Below are 20,317 nucleotides of genomic sequence, written 5' to 3'. Positions count from 1 at the left end.
TTTATTTATTGGCGGCTGTCATTCGCCTGACGCAGCAAGACGCGGCTTTCATTCTGGAAACGTTTAGCATAATCGCCAAACCAGTGTTCTACCTTACGGAAGCTGTCAATAAACGCCTGCTTGTCACCGTGCTCCAGCAGGCTAATCGCCTCGCCGAAACGCTGGTAGTAGCGCTTTATAAGTGCCAGGTTATTTTCCGAAGACATAATAATGTCGGCATAGAGTTGTGGATCCTGCGCGAACAAGCGGCCAACCATCGCCAGTTCAAGGCGATAAATAGGCGACGAGAGTGCCAGTAACTGCTCAAGCTGTACATTCTCTTCGGCCAGATGCAGCCCGTATGCAAAAGTGGCAAAGTGGCGTAACGCCTGGATAAACGCCATATTCTGGTCATGTTCTACGGCGCTGATCCGATGTAAGCGCGCACCCCATACCTGAATTTGCTCCAGGAACCACTGGTAAGCATCCGGGTTTCGACCATCGCACCATACGACAACCTGTTTCGCCAGGCTACCGCTGTCAGGGCCAAACATCGGATGCAGACCGACGACAGGTCCTTTATGTGCTTCCAGCATCGCCTGCAATGGCCCGCTTTTTACTGACGCCAGGTCGACAAGGATACAGTCGTCCGGTAACGGCGGTAACTGTGCGATCACCTTTTCAGTGATATGAATAGGAACACTCACAATGACCATGCCCGCATCAGCGACAATTGCCTGCGCCTGTGCCCAGTCATCTTTTTCCAGAATACGCACCTGGTAGCCAGAAAGCGTCAGCATTTTGGCAAACAACTGCCCCATTTGCCCGTTGCCGCCGACAAGTACGACCGGTCGTAGCGAAGGACAGAGGGTTTTGAACCCCTTGTCGTTTTCACTGGAATAGGATTCACGCATAACGCGACGCAGAACATCCTCAATCAAATCCGGTGACACCCCCAGGGCTTCAGCTTCCTGACGACGGGACGCCAGCATCGAGGCCTCGCGTTCCGGAACATAGATCGGCAGGCCGTATTGGCTTTTTACTTCACCGACTTCGGCAACCAGCGACATACGGCGAGCCAGTAGTTCCAACAACGCTTTATCGACTTCATCTATTTGATCGCGTAACGCGGTCAGCTCTGCAACCATAACACCCTCTTAAGCCAGACGTGCCGCAAGGCTACTGCGCAAGTCATTGCCGATTTCACGCAGCAACACCTCAGTGGTTTCCCAGCTAATGCAAGCATCGGTGACTGATACACCGTATTTCATTTCACTACGCGGCTGCTCGGATGATTGATTGCCTTCGTGGATATTACTTTCAATCATCAAGCCAATAATTGAACGGTTTCCGTCTTTGATCTGCGCAACAACCGATTCAGCCACTGCTGGCTGGCGGCGGTAATCTTTATTCGAATTGCCATGGCTGCAATCTACCATCAGTGCTGGCTTGAGTCCCGCCTGCTCCATCTCTTTTTCACACTGAGCAACATCCGCAGGGCTGTAGTTTGGCGCTTTACCACCGCGCAAGATCACGTGACCATCAGGGTTGCCTTGCGTTTGCAACAGGCAGACCTGGCCGGCCTGGTTAATACCGACGAAACGGTGCGGCATTGCTGCAGCGCGCATCGCGTTAATCGCTGTTGCCAGGCTACCGTCGGTACCGTTTTTGAAGCCCACTGGCATTGATAAACCGGAAGCCATTTCACGGTGGGTTTGTGATTCCGTGGTGCGTGCACCAATGGCGGACCAGCTAAACAGATCGCCCAGGTACTGCGGGCTATTCGGGTCGAGCGCTTCGGTTGCCAGCGGCAGCCCCATGTTGACCAGTTCCACCAATAACTGGCGAGCAATTTTCAGCCCGGCCTCAACATCAAACGAGCCATCCATATGGGGATCGTTAATCAACCCTTTCCAGCCGACGGTGGTACGGGGTTTTTCAAAATAGACGCGCATCACCAGATAGAGGCTATCGCTGACCTCTGCGGCAAGTGCTTTAAATCGACGAGCATATTCAAGTGCGGTTTCTGGATCATGAATTGAGCAGGGGCCGCAAACGACCAACAAACGCGGATCTTCTCCGGCGATGATGTTGGAAATCGTCTGGCGGGACTGCGCGATCTGCGCTTCCTGAGCAATACTCAGCGGGAAAGCGGCTTTCAGTTGATCCGGAGTAATCAGAACTTGTTCGTCGGTAATGTGTACGTTATTCAGCGCGTCTTTTTGCATGATTGGTGATCCTGTATGACTCGTTTGCGATAGTTATTCCTCAGTGAGGAGGTGACACGATATCACAACCAGTAAAGAATTCAATCCAAAATTCGTACATTTATCTTTACACATCAATTTTAATCCTCATCGCACGGCAGTAATATGTAAACAATTTAATACATACCATTTCCCAGGAGTCTGTAAGAGCGCATATAAAGGCTTGCGCAAAAGTACCATGCAGGGCAAGCAATAAGCATTCATCGTATGGACGTTACACAGGTGTTCGACGACGAAGCCATTATCTGAATTGGGGGAGCAAGAACATCATGCTGGGGCTTTGAATAAGCATTACCACTCCGGGTCATACGGGTAAATGCAATTCCATTATCCCTTTTTAAACCATAAAAAAAGGGCCAGCCCACAGGCCAGCCCTTTCTAACAGGATGTCGCGAAAGCGAATCTTAGTTAAGACGCTTTTAGTCGAAGCCATTTACATCCACACATTTATAATTAAAAACAGTCAATTACATGTAATACCCATGCAACCAAATGCGATTGCAAACGTATTGCATGGACAGATTATGGACATCCTACCACTTATCCCCGGAATCGGTGAGAGGGTGCATGGTACGCATGTTGTGTTCCAAATATATCCTTTCCATTTTTCAAAAAAAACTCTGACTGTGACAGTGCCCTACACGTAACATATTTCCAGTGTTCAAAAGTATAAAGCGAATTAGACTCTTTTTGTTTGTTGAAATTGTCAAAAAGTATTTGTAACTCACTGGAGACAACTTGTTGTAAAGGTAGGCTATAGCATATCGCTGTACGGACAATGTCCTGAATTTTTCTCATTGCTAATCCTTCATATATTTGTATTATCCCATGTTTTTCAAGGTGAAGTTTTAGCCTTTTATATTCACATGTATTTTCATGAAATCTAATAGTATTTATCATAAACACAACACGATGATTATATTCATCAAACTTAGCTAGTAACCAATCACCCTTATAAATATCATCGAACTGTGGATGAATAAGTTGCTGTTCTGGTGTTGATGGAAACCAATCCCCTTTTTTACCATTGCAGATATGGCATGCTGGATAAAGATTATAGTGTGAGATTGAAAGAGATGGGTATAAGTCTTTTGGCAAGTAATGATCCAGTGTTTCAGCCTCTCCGTGAAAACAAATCTGGCATTTATCCTCATATGTTCTGCTTAACAAAAGCTCATAGTAATATCGTCCTGCACGCTTTTTCCCAACAAGTTTATCTTGATAAAGAGAAATTAATGCCTTTTTATTAAACCCATTACTTTCTGACACATCTTTATACAAATAATAAATCCCGTAGGAAGCATAAATGTAAAAAATACGATGACAAGCTCTTAAGTAAGAATTAATAAAAACATCATTACTTGTCAACTTTTTTTGACTTTTCCCAGAGACACATAATTTATAGACATCATCAAAGGTATATTCCATTTATCTCATCCTTTAATCGTCGCATAAATAACTGCTCTACCTTCCAATCCGACTTGATTCTCATACATTGAAAGAACATGGTTAACGTTGCCAGCAGCTAATGAATCCTTCTCAAGAAGTTCGTAAAACCCTGTTTTGCGCAAATCAAGGCTGAAAACCTCAGCAGTAATTTCCCCAACGCTTTCACCAAATGTTTCGATATTCGGGTGACGAACATTAACTCTCTCATTATTGACATGATGTAACTTCCAACTACATAATCTTGGTACCTCCTGAAGAACAACTGGAGAATGCGTTGCCATTATAGCCATACCATTATTATCAGCTAACAATGTTGATAGTGTTCGTATGAATGCAGACAATAGCGGTGGATGCAAATGGTTTTCAGGTTCATCAAAAAGGCATATTGTTCTATTTTCTACCAACTCGACGACATGAGTTAAATAGTATAATACCGCAGCATGTCCAGAGCTTAATGTCTTGAATAAAGCAGTTGCGAGTTCTATTAGCGTTTCTTCATCCTTAATTTCCACAAGCTCATTCAAGCTTAACTCTTTAAAGTTCACATCTAACTGAAGATGCTCCATAACCTTAAGCCAAGATTTTCTTCTAACTCCGGAACCTAACAAACATCCGTTTAATGAGATAGCAAATTCTTTTGCAAGATCTTCACCTATATCTTTTGGTTTACGTGTTTCAGTATTATACAACCCGATATATTTTTTCTTAGTCCTATCTTTCTTTATTTTTGAATCATTAAATTTCACATATTCAAATGGCTTATCAAATATACTTAAAGAAAAATATAGCAATTGCCCAAAATCATATGCTCGAATATCATCTCCATTTGGTTTTGTAACTATACCATCAGCTTTATCGATATGATTGACAATTCTTCTCAATAAATGACTTTTACCAACCCCATTACGTCCGATCACAACATGTATATTACTGGGGGGTTTTGAGTTTGGAATAACAGAAAAATAGATTTCATTATCTTCATCTAAATGCAGCACAAACCCAAACTTTTTAAGTGCAACACCAGTTGATATTATATCTTTAAACTGACTTTTGATAGTCGATTCACTTACATATCGCGTCAAAGAATCAATAAGAACCTTTTCGGATATTGACTCCTCAAATATATTTTCATCATAAGCAATATCACGTAAAGACGATAATACATGAACTTTAACATCATTACTTAAACTATTTAGATGCTGATAATACTCAGGCGACTGTCCTAAAGAGAAAAAGTCATCCGAAAGACATTCAAATTCATCTGATAAATAATCGATAGTACGTTGTTTTACCTCTTGTTTTTTAAACCCTATCTTGACCTCCCCTATTTCACTAAAATCAGTAGAATTACAGAAGGTAAGGTAAAACGTTGTCACGAATGAAAAGTCATTCCACCTTATATTTGGAGTTAGGCAAAAATAGGCACTATTACTGCGTTCAGGGGTTCCAATTTTAAATTTCATATATCTCCCGCATATCAAGAAGTTGAAATCACACACTTCCTATTTATATATCATTACCAATGGATTTAACTCCACAGCGTCTTCAAGATGGTCATGTGCAAAATGCGCATATCGCATGGTTTCACGGATATTGGCATGGCCTAAAATCCGTTGAAGCACCAAGATATTTCCACCATTCATCATAAAATGACTCGCAAATGTGTGCCGTAAAACATGAGTTTTTTGGCCTTCGGCTAACCGTATATCAGTTAGAGCAAGCATTTTCTTGAACTCCTGATAGCAAGGATGGAACATTTTTCCCTGCAAAGGAGCTAGCTCGTCAAACAACCAACGAGGAATCGGAACAGTGCGGTTCTTCTTCCCCTTCGTTTTTGTAAATGTAATCTTGTGAGGTGAAAGCTGTGAACGCGTTAGGCGTTCGGCCTCACTCCATCTAGCACCGGTCGCGAGGCACACTTTGACGATCCGGGTTAAGTAAATTTTCCCGTAGGACTCACAAGCCTCAAGTACTTCACGAATTTGAGAGTCAGTAAGCCAGGACATTTCTTTTTCGGCTTCTTTGAAAATTCTCACACCCTCAAGAGGATTTGGAAGATTCCATTCGCCCAACCGCTTTAGCTCATTGAACACTGCTTCAAGGTACTGTTGCTCCCGATTCACGGTGACAGGTTTAGCAATCCATTTTTCAGGATTCGCGTGATACCCATTGTCGATTTCGCCTTTGAGGCGTTTATCTCGATAGTGAGCAAAATCTTTTGCGGTAAGCTGACTCGCTATCGGATCCCCCAGACCACGGCAAACAATATGCAGTTTAGCTAATCGTGATTTACTAGCCGCGAGTGACTGACCGTGAAGGTTATGCCACAGTTCAATCAGTTCGCTCAGACGTCGACGGTCTTCTTTCTCTCCCATCCACGGCTTATTTTGCGCCTCTTCGCGATAATAATGTTCATAAGCAACCGCTTCACCTTTGGTTGAAAACTTTTTTCGAACACGACGACTGGCAGCCCCGTCGACGCGGAAATCGCAAAGCCATTCACCAGATACTAGTTTTTTTATCGCCATAATTCTTTTAGCTTGTTTTGCTCAAGGTGAGGTACACCAGACCAATACACTCAACCTCTGAAACTGCGCACTGAAAATCAGTATCCGAGTTGCTTACTTTAATTTTGTTACCCGGGATTCTAGCAACGTCGTAAATGTCGTGATCACCATCGATACTTAGAAGCCAACGGCCGTTAGAAATATCAGTCGAGTCAAAATCGACAATCCAGGAATTCTGTCCCTTACAAATATATTTAGGACTTGTTACCGCATCTGAAAGAAGCGAAGCATCAACAATCCATTTGTCATTTTCTATCAAGTGGCCGGCTTGGATATCGAAGCGAGCTAACGTCTTCATTTTACCTTGAGTGTGGTCTGTATCGTACTTACTCCCCTTTCCTGTCGCCAACCAGCGCAGTGACACTCCTGTATCCAGAGCACAAGCAACCACCACATCCCCAGGAAAATAATCTCGTCTTATCCATGTGCTGATCGTCCCGGATGACAGTTCGTGCATATCACCAAGCTGCTTTTGCATAGTGAAACCATAAGCGTCCAGCATGCGCTGTAACACAGCTTTTCCACCCTGTAGTTCGTCTAGCTTCATCTTAAAAATCCGAGTTATCGCAAAAATCCGATTTGACACCTTAAATAAATAAGATTAGATTTTGCTTGAACCTGAAAAATGCACGCCAATGCACAGTAATGACAATCAATCGAGGATGATCACTTATGCCCCCACAAATTGCAATCCCGTCCGGCGCGGACCTCATGACTTATGACGAATTTTCTGAACGCTACGGCTACAGCATTCGGACTGTAAAACAAATGGTTGCCGATGGAGACTTGCTCCTAATGCCTCGTAAAAAAGACGGTGGTGCAGCTCGTATCAACATGGTTGCTTTTCGCGCCCGTCTGCTCCAGCAGGGTATTAATTGCAAGTACGTCGCCGTTTGACCATCTTGATTATGCAAGTTGAAAGGGAAACCAACATGTTTGATTTTCAAGTTTCCATACAGCCGCACTACGCCGAAGCCTGTCGGGCTTTTGCTTTACGCCATAACCTGGCTGATCTGGCGCGCCGCGCAGGAATGAACGAGCAGACCCTGCGCAACAAGCTGAACCCGGAACAGCCGCACCACCTGTACGTTGAAGATATTTGGCTCCTGACCGACCTGACCGAAGACCCGACGCTGGTCGACGGCTTCCTGGCCCAGATGCATTGCCTCCCCTGTACGCCCATTAACGAACTGACAAAGGACAAGCTTTCAACCTATGTGATGCAGGCAACGGCCCATATTGGGCAGATAGCGGCCAATACGGTTGCTAATCCACGTATGACGTTGCTATCCCGCCGCTCACTCGTTGATAGCGCCAATTCGGGGATGCGCTGCCTTGCGCTGGCTGCCATGGCAGTTGATGCCCGGCTGAAAACAAACCCGGCGATGGCAAATGCCATTGATACCGTGACGGGCCTCGGCGCGTCGTTTGGTCTGCTTTGAGGCTGACTCTATGGATACAGGCCCGAGTTTCGCATCCCGGCTGGTTCGCCAGTCACCATCAATGGACTACGGCAATGGCTGGATCATGGGTAAGGATGGCAAGCGGTGGCATCCCAGCCGTGACCAGTCTGTATTGCTAAGTGAATTGCACTCAAAAACCCGTAAGCCGTTCGCGGCCCGAGTATTGAAGTTCTTCTGGAGGCGTTATGAGCAACAGTACTACTAACGTGAGTTCGCTTAATAATGCTGACGTTGCACCGCCCCAAATGTCCGGAGAGGAGTTTTTTCAGCATTATCATTGGTATCAGGCAGCAACGAGTAATAAGGCGCTGCGTTATTTCAACCGCATGTCAGCCGATTTTAAATTTGTCGTTTTAACGCTGGCTAACCGTAATGCGCCAGGCACTTTTCAGGCGAAGGAAATAGGGAAGCCGTTTGAATATTTTGATGAGGCGCGCAGGCTGCTAATCATCAAATCAATGAATGAAATTGCACGATGGGGGCAAATTCTCCCGCGTTGGATTTCAGAGTACGACACCAAATTACCTGAGTAATTAACCCGCAAAAAAAATCATGGCGTAAACCCGCCGGGGATTTTTTTGCCCTAAATCTGGAGTTCGCTTTATGAAAAATATTGAAACCCGCAGCACCAAAATAGGCCCGGATGATGCCGGAATTACCCCCGCGTTACTTCGGGCGGCCCGTCTCGAAGAGCGTCGGGGGCGCGCGGATGTAACCGCATCGCGTCTGGAGGTGCTCGCCGCTCACATCGTTTCCGGCGAAATGGGCCACCGCGAAGCCGCCGAATTGTTGCGGCAGGAAGCGGAAAAATACCGCAACGAAGCTGCGGAGATCCACTGATGGCCGACGCAATGGATCTCATCCAACAGCGAGAGCAGGAAGAACGCGATCGCCACATCAGCAACGCCCGCAGCAAACAAGCTGCGGTTTCTCTTTTCTTCTGTGTTGCCTGCGGCGCCCCCATCCCAGAAGCACGCCGTATTGCCGTCCCCGGCGTTGAGTGCTGCGTGACCTGCCAGACCATCAGCGAGCTGAAAAACAAACACTACCGAGGTGGATTATGAGCACCATTCTAAAATGGGCGGGCAACAAGACCGCCATTATGCATGAGTTGCTAGAACACCTGCCCGCCGCTGGATTGCGCTTGGTAGAGCCATTCGCGGGTTCATGTGCCGTGATGATGGCGACTGATTATCCGGCGTACCTCATTGCGGATATCAATCCCGATCTGATCAACATGTACCGTGTCATCAGCAGTGACACAGATAAATTCATCGAGCTGGCCCGAGTCATGTTCGGTAGCCATAGCCTTGCAGAAAGCTATTACCGAGTCCGCGAAGCATTCAATTATGACAACGATCTGGATTGCCTACACCGGGCTGTCTATTTCCTCTATCTGAACCGCCATAGTTATCGTGGGCTTTGCCGATACAATAAATCCGGGGGATTTAATGTGCCTTTTGGCAATTATAAAGGCCCCTATTTCCCAGAAGCCGAAATTCGCGAATTTGCCGAAAAAGCAAAACGCGCAACTTTTATCTGCGCGAGTTTCGACGAAACGCTGGCAATGCTGAAACATGGTGATGTGGTTTATTGCGACCCGCCGTATGACGGAACGTTTAGCAATTATCACACTAGCGGTTTTGGGGAGGATGAGCAGTATCATCTGGCATCCATTCTGGAACGCCGATCATCACAAGGCTATCCAGTCATAGCATCCAATGCTGACACCTCTCTGGTGGCGTCACTTTATCGCGCATTTTCCCTTCACCGCATAACGGCCCCGCGCAGCATCAATGTTGATGCCGGAGGCGGCAAAATCGCAAACGAAATTATTGCTGTTTCTCGCCCACGCCCAATCTGGTCTGGTGTCGATTTGGCGAAAGGTCGCGACTGGTCAATATCTGCTGGGGCGAATTAATGACGGTCTCCGGCAAAGTGCATCACTACCACGGGACGCCAGTATGGGGTAACTCTGGGGCCGTTCATCGCATAGCGGTGAGCGGTGCGGGTGCATTTGTATCTTTTGTTCGCCCGGACCAGCTCGAAGCGTCAATAAAACATGCCGCTACGGTCGGTATCGACAACGGAGCTTTTTCCGCATGGATGCGTGGATTGTTAATTGACTGGAATGATTTTTATAACTGGTTGGGGGACTTTTACCACAATCCTAAAGTTAGCTTTTTCGTGATTCCCGATGTTGTCGAGGGGGGCGAGGCAGATAATGACGCTCTAATCAACTCGATGCCATCTGAGCTTAGAGATAAAGCAGCACCCGTATGGCATTTACATGAGTCACTAGATCGACTTATTGAACTATGCCGAGAATGGCCCCGCGTTTGTTTTGGTTCATCAGGTCAGTATGCCGTAATTAGGACAGTTCATTGGCATCGTCGAATGACCGAAGCGTTTGAACTTATTTATTGCCGACACTCATTTAAAACCGCGATTCATGGGTTAAGGATGCTAGACGGGCGAGTAATGGGAAACTATCCGCTTGATAGCGCCGATAGTACTAACCTTGCGTGTAATGTTCCTAAGTTTGATGTTAAGTATCCAGAACTTACGCGAGCAATTCGAGAAGCTGATTACGCACGCGGGCTGAGTGAGGAAGAGCTTAAAGCGGTGATATTGGAAAACCGCTGCGCTGTATTAAAGGGGGCGATTGAAAAAGTCACGCCACCACAGCGTGAACTTTGGCAGCCAGGACAAGGCAATCCTTACCAGATGCCACTGGAGTTAGCATGACTGACTTCACTTATTCCTGGAATGCTCCCCGATCTGCCATTGGCGGGCCTGAGTTCGTCAAAAGCGCCCATGGTTTTCATTACCTGACACCAAACGGTAGCCGTAAATGGCTGCCGCTAAAGGATTTGGTTGATCAGGATGAGAAGCAGGATAACGCAAAATATCTACGCCGCCGACTGGCGGCGCTGCCGCATTACATTCGCCGCTATTACTCCCAGAAGCTGGAGCAACTCGACAACAAAGGAAAGGGCACCGCAAATAGTTGGCTGGTAAAAACTTTCGAACACCACGTGCTCAGCCGCTATGACAGCGTAAATGACCGATATCTACCGCAGGGGGCTTTCCCTGCGGTGTTGATGCCCCTGCGCGATCAATTCTGGTGCTTACTCTGGGCAGGGAAAAAAGAACTGAAACGACTGGCGCATAACCTAGCTGACATCATGGGTAGCGAGTTTATGCGCGAGTTTGATTTCCAGATGGCCCGGACAAAAGACCCGCATTTTTCTACCCTGTCCGGTTATGGGCGCATGGGTTTTCTGGCCTCACATCTGAATACAAGCGTCCCAGCCTGGCGCGCATATTGCGACGAAACACTAGAAGCGGAAACGGCATTAAGCGCCGTCGCCCGCCTCCAGTCTTCAACATGGTGGTTGAACCGCCTGCGGCGTATGCATGCCCGCTGGCGCGAGCACCTGATGGTTGCAACCGGATATGTTCAAAAAAAATCTGCGCCCTACGCCAGTGATCCCTGTGTCCATGAATGGCAGGCGCAGAAAAAAGCCAACCGCGAATACATCAACGCAATGGAGCTGGAAGACCAGGACACCGGCGAACGCATCTCATTGGCAGATAAGGTACATGGCAGCATCGCTAACCCAGCAATTCGCCGTAGCGAGCTAATGGTTAGAATGCGCGGTTTTGAAGACCTCGCCAAGGAGGCTGGGCTAGTTGGGGATTTCTACACACTGACTGCCCCTTCCCGTTATCACTCCACGCAAAGCAACGGACGCCGTAATGATAAATACACTGGCGCATCCCCCCGTGACACCCAGCATTATCTTTGCAAGGTCTGGTCAAAAACCCGCGCAGCCTGGAAAAGAAAAGGCATCCGTGTTTTCGGCTTCCGCGTCGTAGAGCCTCACCACGATGCAACTCCACACTGGCATCTGCTGCTGTTCATGCGTCCGGAACATACGGATCTCGTTCGGGCTATCTTCCGCAAATACGCTCTCAAAGAAGACGGGCATGAACCCGGCGCACAGGAAAATCGTTTCCTGTATAAACCAATTGAAGAAGAGCAAGGCAGCGCCACCGGGTATATCGCGAAATACATCAGTAAAAATATTGATGGCTACGCGCTGGATGACGAAACGGACGACGAGACCGGCGAGCCGTTGAAAGATATGGCCCGCCGTGTCAGTGCCTGGTCATCACGCTGGGGTATACGCCAGTTTCAGCAAATTGGTGGAGCACCCGTCACGGTGTATCGCGAGTTGCGCCGTCTTCGTGATCGTGAGTTAGTCCTGCATCCCGAAATAACCGATGCCCATACCGCCGCCGACGAGGGAAACTGGGCCGCCTACATTACCGCACAAGGCGGGCCGCTTGTTGCCCGAGATTGTCTCCGTGTTCGCCTGAGCTATGACGTCATCGAAAACGGCAGCGCGTATGGCGACGATGTGACAACCATATCCGGCATCTATTGCCCGTTTATGGGTGAGTCTTCCCTTATCCATACCCGCACCACGCAATACAAAATTGTGCCAAAGCGCGCCGCAGACGACGCGCCCGGTTTTGATTTTGACCTTCCAGGCGGCAGCGCCGCCCCTCGGAGTTCTGTCAATAACTGTACGCGGGAGCCGCGAACGGTTGAAAAACAACCCGCTCCCCTGTCCATGGTCGGAAATGACGCTGCCAGCTCGAGCGTGGACTACTCCGCTCTATCCAGGAAAGAGAAAAAAGCAGTCGCGGCGCGGCTTTCCAATGAATTTCATGAAGAGGAACGGCAGAAACGCGAGCGCCGGAAGCTGATTCCAGCGCGGTATCAACCGGGAGAGCAAGCCGAACGAATCCGGGATTTTGCCCGGTCGATTGGCTGGGATATCGGGGAAACAGAAATAGGCCTGCTGATGGCGGGCCAGCGCATAGCTCTGAACGGCGTTTTTTACTGCGCCCGAAGCGACGGCGCGCTTTATCGAACGCGAGAAAAAATACCGCAACCAACGGCAGAGACGGTCAACACACTGGTGACAAGGCTGCGATCTGCTTATTCAACCAACAAGGATATGACATGAAAAGAAATACACACAGTCAGGTGGCACTTCGGTACCGCATGGCCAGAAGTAACAATGCGGTACCAGACACGAACACAGTCAGTTTTGATCGTGTTGGCCATTTCATCGAGTACCGTCATTTTTAACCATGCTGCAGTATTGCCAGAAATGACATTGCTGCAGGCGAGATAAGATAATGAGCTATCTGGGAAGTAAGGCCGCCAGCGGCGTTTATCAAAAAATCATCGCGGAAATGCCACCGCATGATACATACATTGAAACCCACCTCGGGGGCGGTGCTGTCATGCTGCGTAAACCGCCCGCCCTGAAAAATTGGGGTATCGATATCGACATGGAAACTATCGAGTCATTCAACAATGACAACCCTGAATTTCTGGATGCCCTGGCCGAAAACCTGTTTATAGATCTTGGTGATGCCGTCGATTTCCTCCAGGGGTTCGACTTTGCCAGTGCGGGTCAGGTTCTGGTTTATTCCGACCCACCCTATTTGCCAGCAACGAGATCCAGCTCCGCACGGTATCGCCACGAATACACATTAAACGACCATTACCGCCTGTTGCAGTGTCTGTCTTCGTTACCGGAAAACGTTAGCGTCATCGTGTCAGGATATCCGTCGTCCGTTTATGACAACGCGCTGCCCGGTTGGCGTACGCGAGAATTTCAGGCCATGACCAGGGGAGGTGTAAGAACAGAGAAAATCTGGATGAATTTTGCTGCTGGCCGTGCCTATTCACATACGTTTGCGGGAAAAGACTATAACGACCGGAGCCGCATTAAGCGCAAAGCAAAGCGTTGGGCAGATAAATATGCGGCCCTGCCAGCATCGGAGCGCCTAGCAATCATGGTTGCCCTAAACCAGATTGACTCTGCATCCTGATTACATAGCGAGGTTTCCAATGGCGAAAACATCAGCACAGCGCAAAGCCGCGCAACGTGCCCGGCAAACAGCCGCCGGTGAGCAGAAAATTGAAGTGGTGTTGGATGAGCAAGAAAGGGAAATGCTGGCGCGAAACTGCGCCGCGCGCCGACCCGGTAAGGAACCCTACGACACCGGCGAATATATTGCCATGCTGATCCGGCAGGATGACGCCCGCACACGTGGGCGCATTAAATCGATAAGCACCCGGAAATGCAGGAAATGCGGCGACAGCCTCCCGGTTGCGTCGTGCCCATGCCAGGGCGATTCTAAATGCTGGGCTACAAACGGATGGCATGAGGTAAAACTCATTATGTGACATGTCACGCGCCCGCGCTTTAGCGGGCAAAATTCCCCTTTTTATCAGACGACCAATTTCCACTCAGTCAGTAAGACAAACTTCATATTTTCCGTAGGTGGCTAATAAGTCACACAAAACAGCCATATCAAAAAATGCATTTTCATCCGTAAATCCCCCTTTTCTCTTTTTGCAATTACGTGTTACTGTATGTTTATACAGTATCCTTGCTGGGAGGGATTTCATGGTTGTAGAGGATGTTAGTCGTTTGCAGCATCAGATGGCGTGCGTGCAATTTATTGCAGAAATTTCACTTATTGCAAACTGCAAGCCGTCAGATCTTAAATTGGCCCTAAGTTTAATCGCTGACCTTACACACAATGAAAATGATGAACGCGAAGAGAGTATTTTTTACAGAGCCGAATGAATGGAATACATCACGTTGGATAACAAGAAAAAATTACGAACGGCGCTGATTGCGGATTTCTGGGAAAGAGATGTGAGGGAGGGCGAGCATCGGTGCAGTTAATGATAACGCCACAGCGGGCTAAAACTTGTTTTAGCCCGTTGTGGGGTTGAACAACGAGCGACGCGAGGCGTTAGAGCATGGGTGGTAATCAAGAGCAGAGATTTCAGACCGTGCGCCAGGGCCAGGCGCTACCAAAATATAAACCCGGCGGCTGGGTTTTGTTTCAGCGTGCAGGTTTCACAGACTACTGGCTAGGCCGGACATTTGACGGGTATTTCATGCTCGGGCCTGACCATCCTATTCATGGTAACGAGGCTGACAGATTCATTATTTACTACGAGGCCGAGCAATATCGGCGGTCGATACCTGTTGAATATGACCCGCAAATGCCGCTTTTTTGACTCTCGCATGTCGTGCATGACTATGCTGCATGAAAATGAATGATCGGAAAAGGATCGTTTATCCTCTGGCCCGCCAGTACTGGCGGGCTTTGTCGTTATCCATGCACATGCATGAAAAACCATGCATAAAGCGGGCGGGCGTGGCGGGGCTACGAGCGCACTTTAAGCACACGACAGCAAGTGGAAGTGTCTTTATGGTAAGCATCATGAAGCAAAGAAGTCTATAAGCATTAAAGGAGGTTTTTTATCAGGAAAATTGATTGGACGTGTAGTTCCATTACCTTTTCCTAAAGCCACTAAGGTTATGTACTTGAAATGGGCACGATTTTTGCGATAGTGCTATAGTATCTATGAAAAAAACAGGCAACCAATTGATTCTTAATACAAAAAAAAAGGATATCGTAGTAATTCAGCCAGTATCTCAAGCTCCCCTCTCACTTAGCAAAAAAAATGACTTAAAGCAACAACTGATGTAGACTGAGAACAAACAGGACTAATGGATAAAGCCATGCAATTTGATATTGATATTAAAAATTTTGGGAAAATAAAAAATGCAAGGGTCAATATAAGACCTTTTACTATTATTGCTGGTCCAAACTCATCAGGTAAAAGCTTTGTTACTAAAGCACTTTATAGTTTTTTTAACACCATAAATAATGATCATGTTACCTCTTTGGCATTTACCAGCCTCACTTTTATTAAATCATTATGTTCCGCTTTAACTTATAATTTATCTCGACCAAGTCAATACGAACACGAGCTAATATTTGCATTATTAGCTGCAGTAGAAAACATGGAGAGAGTTGTCGATAGCGAGTTTAGGACTAATACCTTAACTAAGCAAATCTCAGGAATGCCATTGCTTGATGCTGCGTCAAAAAAAGCACAAGATCTCTTTTTAGAACTAGAGCATTCTATTAAAGGAAAAGCGAAGTTTAGAAAAGTTTCAGGTGAATTTGACTCGATTAAAGTACATTTCAAGACGATCAGAAGTTTGGTTGAAAAGCCAAATTCATATTTGGGCGCTGAAATTGAAAAAGGTTTCATCAATGAACTTAAAGAAAACTTTAAAGTTTCTAAACTTGCCGATCTAAAGAATTTCAATGCTAAAAACGATGAAGAAATATGTTTTGACTTTGATACTCTCGGAGCTGTTCATATAAATAATGAACGAGTGAACTTTAAGATTGCCAGTAATAGTATTGATGAATTTCAGCAGTTATATAATGTTGTATATCTCGAGTCGCCTATTTACTGGAAGCTCAAAGATTCATTAGATTTGCTTAGAACCAGGCAAAAATATTTTCAAATACTTGCTCGACAAAAAAATGAGTTACTTTCGGGTGTACCTAAACATTTTTATGATCTTTTAGATCTCTTAACTACGAAAGCCAAAGATGAGAAATCTTTTTTTGATTCTCCATTTACAAAAGATATCAAGAAGGCAATCGGAGGTGATTTAACTATTTCTCCATCTGGGGAGATTCTTTTTAAAGAAAAAAATAGCCCGCGTTCTGTCAATCTTCATTCAACGGCATTAGGAATAACTAATTTAGGTTTGATTTCACTTCTACTTGAGCGAGGTGTAATATCTAAAGGCAGCTATTTATTTATTGATGAACCTGAGGTTAACTTACATCCATCTTGGCAAAAAGTGATGGTTGAAACCCTTTTCACTCTAAGTAAAAATGGAATTAATGTTGTAATTGCTAGTCATAGCATCGATATGATGAAGTGCATTGAAAATATTATGGATGACAATAGCCATTTAGTTTCTATGGATCATTTTGGTATTAATCAGCTAACTAATGAAGGTGATTCAGTTTCAGCTTCTAATAGTCCATTGAAAAGAATCGCAGCAATCAAAAAGGATTTAAATAAATCTTTTTATGAAATGTTTTTAGATGGAGATATCTAAATGAATCCATCTATTGATATTGACGCTTATTTTGAGCCTATGGATCATGAATTTGGTGACATTGATATAAAACCAAACAAACAGGGCTACAGAGTTGATAAAAACGGCATCAAATTATCATGTTGTTACCCAAACTTAAAATCAGTAGACTATTTTCACGGCGACGAAAATATTTTATACCTTGTTGAGTTCAGTGATCTAGCACGTCAACATTTATGTATAATGGAGCGCGTTCGGAATCTTAAGGAATGTAATTTAAATAAAAATGATAGAACAAGAGCAATAAGAAAATTGCATAGGGAAATTGGACACGAATTAAAGCAAAAATATCTCGAATCTTTAATCATATTAAGAAAAATCCCTAGAATTTTTAAAAATGTACCTGAATGGTTAATTGTTGAAAAAGGAAAATTTATTATTGTTGTAGCACCTTCCAGCATTGATTTAGAAGAGGATAAAAAAGAAGACATAGCCAGAATCTTAGAAAAATTAAAGGACGATCTTACGTGCTCCATTCCTGATGATATTTTTGAAGGTGTAAAAATAGTTCAAGTCAACTCTTTTTTTGGATAAATTAAAAAGGCAAGGTTGGAAAAACTTTGCCTTTTTAATCAAAGCATCAATTACCTTCGAGGTTATATTCTTTAAAATTTATCACAATTTCGCCTAACCAACCGTTCAAAGCCATAATTTTCTTTTGTAGTGTAATTAACTCATTCACGACAAAAACCTTCGACGCTTTTTCTATATCCCCAAACCCTCCCGTATTTGTTGGGATAATCCCCATCAATTGCGGCGGCACCCGATGAGCAGCCAACATATCATCACGCGACACGTTTTTGATATTCAGAAATTCATCCTTCGCCGCGACTTCACTCAAAGGGATAATCTGAATTCCATCCTTCTTGCCGTTCGGGCTATACATGAAGAGGTTGCGGAAGTTACCCGGCCCCTTTGATTTCTTAAGTGCCTCTCGGATGTTGTCGACATCCTCCTGATTTGCCGCTGGATCGCTCATATACATGATGAAACCCGCATGGCTACCGTTCAGATAGTATTTACGACGAAACAGCGTGGCAGACTCATTCAGTAATGCCGACGGGATAGCAGACAGATACTGCGGCAGACCGTACAGCTCCTGATTTAAATCAGGCTCCATGAGGTGAAATACCCTGCCCCGCTCAAATGGGTATGGTTCTTTGTTGTACCCATATTGCGCAAACCAATATTGGTCGGGGTCAACACCGCGTCGGGTATATTTCGCCAGTGCCGGTTGCAGGCTTAACGTCTGCCCCAGACGATTTACACGTTGTTCGAGGTAAGCATTACCGAACGTCAAAAAATCGAGAGCAAAGCGTGAAAATGCCTGCTGTGACAGGAATCGGTGCGGTATAAACGTACTGGTAAGAATGTTGCACTTAACCTGGATGGCGCTACTGTGATGAACTGCCGCCCGGTAAGTCCTGGCCAGGCCATCCATACTGATCGGCGGTTCGTACCAGCGGTCAACCTGAACACATTCCAAATAGTCAAATAGTTCACGCCGGTCGAGCACCGGAACCGGATCGCCGAACGAAAATGCCTCTGCATGGGCAGAACTGGAAGTGTTGGCCATAGTCATTTCGGGTTGGCGCGGTGCGCTTTTTTTTCTGTAATGACGTTTACCCATCAGAAAATCTCCACAATATTTTGGTTGCTGGCGGTGGTCCCTTCCAGCGGTTCGTTAAAGAGTGCGTGCATCGTCGCCCATGCTAAATCGGCGTGGCTGGCCTCTTCGCTGCGTGATGCTTCATAGGTTGGGCGGTTGCCGCTGGCGGTAGTAGCTCGGCGAATTGCCATAAATGACTGCGCAATGTCGGTAAGGCCCGCGTCAAACTCCAGGCGCCGGGCGTTAACAATGTCCCAGGCTTTAAGCACCAAGGCATTTTTCACGTTGGGGTTATAAATAAATTCGCGGGCCGCCGGGAAAAACTGCTTCACTGTTTTGTAAACACCATCACCCACGCCGGTAGAGTCGATACCGATGTAGGTCACGTTATAGCGCCTGGTGATCTCTTGTATGGCTGCGGCCTGCGCCCGGAAATCCATTCCGCGCCACTGATGACGTTCAAGAATTCGAAATTTACCGCCAGGAACATCAGGCGGCGCAATGACCACGCATCCTGCGCTATCCCCATTTGTCGTCCCCTTCGCTGGGTCGTAACCAATCCATACCTGCTTCCAGCCAAACGGGCGGATCAACAGCGGTTCGAAATCGTCCCAGACATCCCAGCTATCGACCATGCATCCCTGCATCATTGCCAGCGGGAATACAGATGCCAGGTCATCCACAAACTGGCACATCAGCAGGTTTTCATACTCATCCGGGCTGTATTCAAGCCGTAGCTGATCGAGGTCAAAAAGGTTACATCCGCCGTTTACGGCATCCTCTATCGTCACAATCTGGCGATATTGCCCGTCCGGGCAACGAACGCCAGCCGCAAGATGGGTATGTGAAAGGTCAAATTCGACGCGGTCCGCTTTAGGGCGGCCCTTGTTGAACAACGCACCGGACCAGAACGGATAAGCGCTGTGCGTCAGGCTGGAAGGGGTTGAAAAATAGGTCTGACGCCATTTTTTATGTAGCGCCATACCCGATGCGACTTTACGCAGCTCCTGAAATTTAGGTATCCAGAAGTATTCATCAAGGTAAAGGTTGCCGTGATAACTCTGCGCGGTGCGGGCATTAGTGCCAAGGAAATACAATGTCGCGCCATTGGGCAGTGTCATTGGGTCGCCTTTCAGGTCAACATCAACCTCTCTGGCAAACTCAATAATGTACTGTTTGAAGACGTGCGCCTGAGCCTTGCTTGCTGAAAGGAAAATCTGGTTTCGCCCGGTTGTAAGTGCGTCAATTAACGCCTCACGAGCAAAATAGTAAGTCGCCCCTATCTGGCGGGATTTCAGCAGATTGCGGATACGGTTTTCAACGCCAGCTCGCCACCAGTGCTTCTGGTATTCGAACATCCCAGCCTGGAAAATCTCATGGAGTTGTTCGATCTGCTCGTCAGTAAAGACATTTTTCTCAGGTGCTTTGCGCGGCCCGCTATTACGGTTGGCAACTTTGGGATTCAGATCGGCTTCATTACCGCCGTTATTGAATTTCCCGATCCTTGCCTGCTGTACTGCCTGTCGCGAAAGCAGATCAATCTCTTTGTAGTCGCGCCCCTCCTTCTGCTGCTTCATAACCAACTGGCAATAGCGCGCTGCCGTTGTGAGCTGCATTTGTTCAAGCGGGCCGATCTCGGCCCATTTGTCACGCTTTTTCCAACTGTGAACAGTTGCGGCTTTCTCGCCCAGCATTTCAGCAATGCGGGCTATGCGTATGCCGCTGAAATACAGGAACATGGCCTGTTTTCGCGGGTCGAGATCGGGATTGATTAGTGTCGGGTTCATGCCGCAAGACTACGGCCCGCTGCTCTCCTTAACCTCTCTGCTAAGTTGTGCCATTTTCCCCACAATGGCCCCGCGTTGTTTATCACGCCCCATCGCCGCAAACATAAGGCTCT

At 46.6% G+C, this 20,317-nt stretch carries 23 protein-coding genes; 15 read left to right on the top strand and 8 right to left on the bottom strand.

Translation table 11 applies throughout. From position 1 onward, the window contains the following. Positions 1 to 5 precede the first annotated feature (5 nt). From tyrA to C5523_RS06500, 6 genes are all read right to left on the bottom strand, one after another. Positions 6 to 1,127: a bifunctional chorismate mutase/prephenate dehydrogenase gene (tyrA, locus tag C5523_RS06525; RefSeq protein WP_108700812.1), complete on the bottom strand. Its 1,122-nt coding sequence runs from the start codon at positions 1,125 to 1,127 to the stop codon at positions 6 to 8. Between the two features lie 9 nt (positions 1,128 to 1,136). Continuing rightward, positions 1,137 to 2,207 (bottom strand): 3-deoxy-7-phosphoheptulonate synthase AroF, encoded by a 1,071-nt coding sequence (gene aroF, locus C5523_RS06520; protein WP_039077557.1) that lies wholly within the window; start codon positions 2,205 to 2,207, stop codon positions 1,137 to 1,139. 579 nt (positions 2,208 to 2,786) lie between these two features. Next, entirely contained in the window at positions 2,787 to 3,674 is an 888-nt protein-coding gene (locus C5523_RS06515) for an HNH endonuclease (RefSeq protein ID WP_108700811.1), read from the bottom strand. Positions 3,675 to 3,679: 5 nt separating this feature from the next. Beyond that, positions 3,680 to 5,158, bottom strand: coding sequence for an AAA family ATPase (locus tag C5523_RS06510; RefSeq protein WP_108700810.1), 1,479 nt, complete (start codon positions 5,156 to 5,158; stop codon positions 3,680 to 3,682). A gap of 39 nt (positions 5,159 to 5,197) precedes the next feature. Further along, positions 5,198 to 6,223, bottom strand: a complete 1,026-nt coding sequence (locus tag C5523_RS06505; RefSeq protein WP_108700809.1) for a tyrosine-type recombinase/integrase — start codon at positions 6,221 to 6,223, stop codon at positions 5,198 to 5,200. Between the two features lie 7 nt (positions 6,224 to 6,230). Next, positions 6,231 to 6,809, bottom strand: a complete 579-nt coding sequence (locus C5523_RS06500) for a phage repressor protein CI (protein WP_108702295.1) — start codon at positions 6,807 to 6,809, stop codon at positions 6,231 to 6,233. A gap of 164 nt (positions 6,810 to 6,973) precedes the next feature. Here C5523_RS06500 and C5523_RS06495 point away from each other — a divergent pair, with 164 nt between their 5' ends. The 15 genes from C5523_RS06495 to C5523_RS06420 all read left to right on the top strand — a co-directional run bounded on the left by C5523_RS06495 (position 6,974) and on the right by C5523_RS06420 (position 17,342). Continuing rightward, positions 6,974 to 7,159, top strand: coding sequence for a hypothetical protein (locus C5523_RS06495; protein WP_223878774.1), 186 nt, complete (start codon positions 6,974 to 6,976; stop codon positions 7,157 to 7,159). Between the two features lie 35 nt (positions 7,160 to 7,194). Next, entirely contained in the window at positions 7,195 to 7,704 is a 510-nt protein-coding gene (locus C5523_RS06490) for a phage regulatory CII family protein (RefSeq protein ID WP_108700807.1), read from the top strand. A 10-nt stretch (positions 7,705 to 7,714) separates the two neighbouring features. Further along, positions 7,715 to 7,930, top strand: coding sequence for a phage filamentation protein Fil family protein (locus C5523_RS06485; RefSeq protein WP_108700806.1), 216 nt, complete (start codon positions 7,715 to 7,717; stop codon positions 7,928 to 7,930). Further along, the gene (locus C5523_RS06480; RefSeq protein WP_369944596.1) at positions 7,911 to 8,258 is read left to right on the top strand and encodes a hypothetical protein; all 348 of its coding nucleotides are present in this window, start codon (positions 7,911 to 7,913) and stop codon (positions 8,256 to 8,258) included. The genes C5523_RS06485 and C5523_RS06480 overlap by 20 nt, the downstream gene beginning before the upstream one ends. A 70-nt stretch (positions 8,259 to 8,328) precedes the next feature. Continuing rightward, positions 8,329 to 8,565: a DUF2732 family protein gene (locus C5523_RS06475; protein ID WP_108700805.1), complete on the top strand. Its 237-nt coding sequence runs from the start codon at positions 8,329 to 8,331 to the stop codon at positions 8,563 to 8,565. Further along, positions 8,565 to 8,789 carry a TraR/DksA family transcriptional regulator gene (locus C5523_RS06470; RefSeq protein ID WP_108700804.1) on the top strand — a complete coding sequence of 75 codons (225 nt, stop codon included), beginning with the start codon at positions 8,565 to 8,567 and terminating at the stop codon, positions 8,787 to 8,789. Before C5523_RS06475 ends, C5523_RS06470 begins: the two co-directional genes overlap by 1 nt. After that, positions 8,786 to 9,646, top strand: coding sequence for a DNA adenine methylase (locus C5523_RS06465; RefSeq protein WP_108700803.1), 861 nt, complete (start codon positions 8,786 to 8,788; stop codon positions 9,644 to 9,646). The genes C5523_RS06470 and C5523_RS06465 overlap by 4 nt, the downstream gene beginning before the upstream one ends. Then, positions 9,646 to 10,473, top strand: a complete 828-nt coding sequence (locus tag C5523_RS06460) for a hypothetical protein (RefSeq protein WP_223878773.1) — start codon at positions 9,646 to 9,648, stop codon at positions 10,471 to 10,473. Before C5523_RS06465 ends, C5523_RS06460 begins: the two co-directional genes overlap by 1 nt. Next, positions 10,470 to 12,767 carry a replication endonuclease gene (locus C5523_RS06455; protein WP_108700802.1) on the top strand — a complete coding sequence of 766 codons (2,298 nt, stop codon included), beginning with the start codon at positions 10,470 to 10,472 and terminating at the stop codon, positions 12,765 to 12,767. The genes C5523_RS06460 and C5523_RS06455 overlap by 4 nt, the downstream gene beginning before the upstream one ends. Positions 12,768 to 12,942: 175 nt before the next feature. Then, entirely contained in the window at positions 12,943 to 13,644 is a 702-nt protein-coding gene (locus C5523_RS06450) for a DNA adenine methylase (RefSeq protein WP_108700801.1), read from the top strand. A 19-nt stretch (positions 13,645 to 13,663) separates the two neighbouring features. Then, positions 13,664 to 14,002 (top strand): hypothetical protein, encoded by a 339-nt coding sequence (locus C5523_RS06445; protein ID WP_108700800.1) that lies wholly within the window; start codon positions 13,664 to 13,666, stop codon positions 14,000 to 14,002. A 223-nt stretch (positions 14,003 to 14,225) separates the two neighbouring features. Then, positions 14,226 to 14,408: a hypothetical protein gene (locus C5523_RS27630; protein WP_108700799.1), complete on the top strand. Its 183-nt coding sequence runs from the start codon at positions 14,226 to 14,228 to the stop codon at positions 14,406 to 14,408. Between the two features lie 179 nt (positions 14,409 to 14,587). After that, complete coding sequence (locus C5523_RS06435) at positions 14,588 to 14,851, top strand: hypothetical protein (RefSeq protein WP_108700798.1); 264 nt, start codon at positions 14,588 to 14,590, stop codon at positions 14,849 to 14,851. A gap of 496 nt (positions 14,852 to 15,347) precedes the next feature. Then, positions 15,348 to 16,769, top strand: a complete 1,422-nt coding sequence (locus tag C5523_RS06425; RefSeq protein ID WP_108700796.1) for an AAA family ATPase — start codon at positions 15,348 to 15,350, stop codon at positions 16,767 to 16,769. Next, positions 16,770 to 17,342: a hypothetical protein gene (locus tag C5523_RS06420; protein WP_108700795.1), complete on the top strand. Its 573-nt coding sequence runs from the start codon at positions 16,770 to 16,772 to the stop codon at positions 17,340 to 17,342. It begins immediately after the preceding gene. A gap of 46 nt (positions 17,343 to 17,388) precedes the next feature. On the opposite strand, the gene C5523_RS06415 is transcribed toward C5523_RS06420, so the two are convergent. After that, positions 17,389 to 18,438: a phage portal protein gene (locus C5523_RS06415; protein ID WP_108700794.1), complete on the bottom strand. Its 1,050-nt coding sequence runs from the start codon at positions 18,436 to 18,438 to the stop codon at positions 17,389 to 17,391. After that, the gene (locus tag C5523_RS06410; RefSeq protein WP_108700793.1) at positions 18,438 to 20,204 is read right to left on the bottom strand and encodes a terminase ATPase subunit family protein; all 1,767 of its coding nucleotides are present in this window, start codon (positions 20,202 to 20,204) and stop codon (positions 18,438 to 18,440) included. Before C5523_RS06410 ends, C5523_RS06415 begins: the two co-directional genes overlap by 1 nt. Positions 20,205 to 20,317 lie beyond the last annotated feature (113 nt).

It is taken from the genome of Phytobacter sp. SCO41 (genome assembly GCF_003073275.1).
In the GTDB taxonomy this organism is placed as follows: domain Bacteria; phylum Pseudomonadota; class Gammaproteobacteria; order Enterobacterales; family Enterobacteriaceae; genus Phytobacter; species Phytobacter diazotrophicus.
This window is presented reverse-complemented; position numbering and strand designations above follow the sequence as displayed.

Coding starts and splice junctions, on each gene's coding strand:
- C5523_RS06425 (WP_108700796.1), top strand. CDS start 15,348: ATGGATAAAGCCATGCAATTTGATATTGATATTAAAAATTTTGGGAAA.
- C5523_RS06420 (WP_108700795.1), top strand. CDS start 16,770: ATGAATCCATCTATTGATATTGACGCTTATTTTGAGCCTATGGATCAT.
- C5523_RS06445 (WP_108700800.1), top strand. CDS start 13,664: ATGGCGAAAACATCAGCACAGCGCAAAGCCGCGCAACGTGCCCGGCAA.
- aroF (WP_039077557.1), bottom strand. CDS start 2,207: ATGCAAAAAGACGCGCTGAATAACGTACACATTACCGACGAACAAGTT.
- C5523_RS06475 (WP_108700805.1), top strand. CDS start 8,329: ATGAAAAATATTGAAACCCGCAGCACCAAAATAGGCCCGGATGATGCC.
- C5523_RS06490 (WP_108700807.1), top strand. CDS start 7,195: ATGTTTGATTTTCAAGTTTCCATACAGCCGCACTACGCCGAAGCCTGT.
- C5523_RS06415 (WP_108700794.1), bottom strand. CDS start 18,438: ATGGGTAAACGTCATTACAGAAAAAAAAGCGCACCGCGCCAACCCGAA.
- C5523_RS27630 (WP_108700799.1), top strand. CDS start 14,226: ATGGTTGTAGAGGATGTTAGTCGTTTGCAGCATCAGATGGCGTGCGTG.
- C5523_RS06510 (WP_108700810.1), bottom strand. CDS start 5,158: ATGAAATTTAAAATTGGAACCCCTGAACGCAGTAATAGTGCCTATTTT.
- C5523_RS06470 (WP_108700804.1), top strand. CDS start 8,565: ATGGCCGACGCAATGGATCTCATCCAACAGCGAGAGCAGGAAGAACGC.
- C5523_RS06505 (WP_108700809.1), bottom strand. CDS start 6,223: ATGGCGATAAAAAAACTAGTATCTGGTGAATGGCTTTGCGATTTCCGC.
- C5523_RS06495 (WP_223878774.1), top strand. CDS start 6,974: ATGACTTATGACGAATTTTCTGAACGCTACGGCTACAGCATTCGGACT.
- C5523_RS06410 (WP_108700793.1), bottom strand. CDS start 20,204: ATGAACCCGACACTAATCAATCCCGATCTCGACCCGCGAAAACAGGCC.
- C5523_RS06500 (WP_108702295.1), bottom strand. CDS start 6,809: ATGAAGCTAGACGAACTACAGGGTGGAAAAGCTGTGTTACAGCGCATG.
- C5523_RS06485 (WP_108700806.1), top strand. CDS start 7,715: ATGGATACAGGCCCGAGTTTCGCATCCCGGCTGGTTCGCCAGTCACCA.
- C5523_RS06515 (WP_108700811.1), bottom strand. CDS start 3,674: ATGGAATATACCTTTGATGATGTCTATAAATTATGTGTCTCTGGGAAA.
- C5523_RS06460 (WP_223878773.1), top strand. CDS start 9,646: ATGACGGTCTCCGGCAAAGTGCATCACTACCACGGGACGCCAGTATGG.
- C5523_RS06465 (WP_108700803.1), top strand. CDS start 8,786: ATGAGCACCATTCTAAAATGGGCGGGCAACAAGACCGCCATTATGCAT.
- tyrA (WP_108700812.1), bottom strand. CDS start 1,127: ATGGTTGCAGAGCTGACCGCGTTACGCGATCAAATAGATGAAGTCGAT.
- C5523_RS06455 (WP_108700802.1), top strand. CDS start 10,470: ATGACTGACTTCACTTATTCCTGGAATGCTCCCCGATCTGCCATTGGC.
- C5523_RS06450 (WP_108700801.1), top strand. CDS start 12,943: ATGAGCTATCTGGGAAGTAAGGCCGCCAGCGGCGTTTATCAAAAAATC.
- C5523_RS06480 (WP_369944596.1), top strand. CDS start 7,911: ATGAGCAACAGTACTACTAACGTGAGTTCGCTTAATAATGCTGACGTT.
- C5523_RS06435 (WP_108700798.1), top strand. CDS start 14,588: ATGGGTGGTAATCAAGAGCAGAGATTTCAGACCGTGCGCCAGGGCCAG.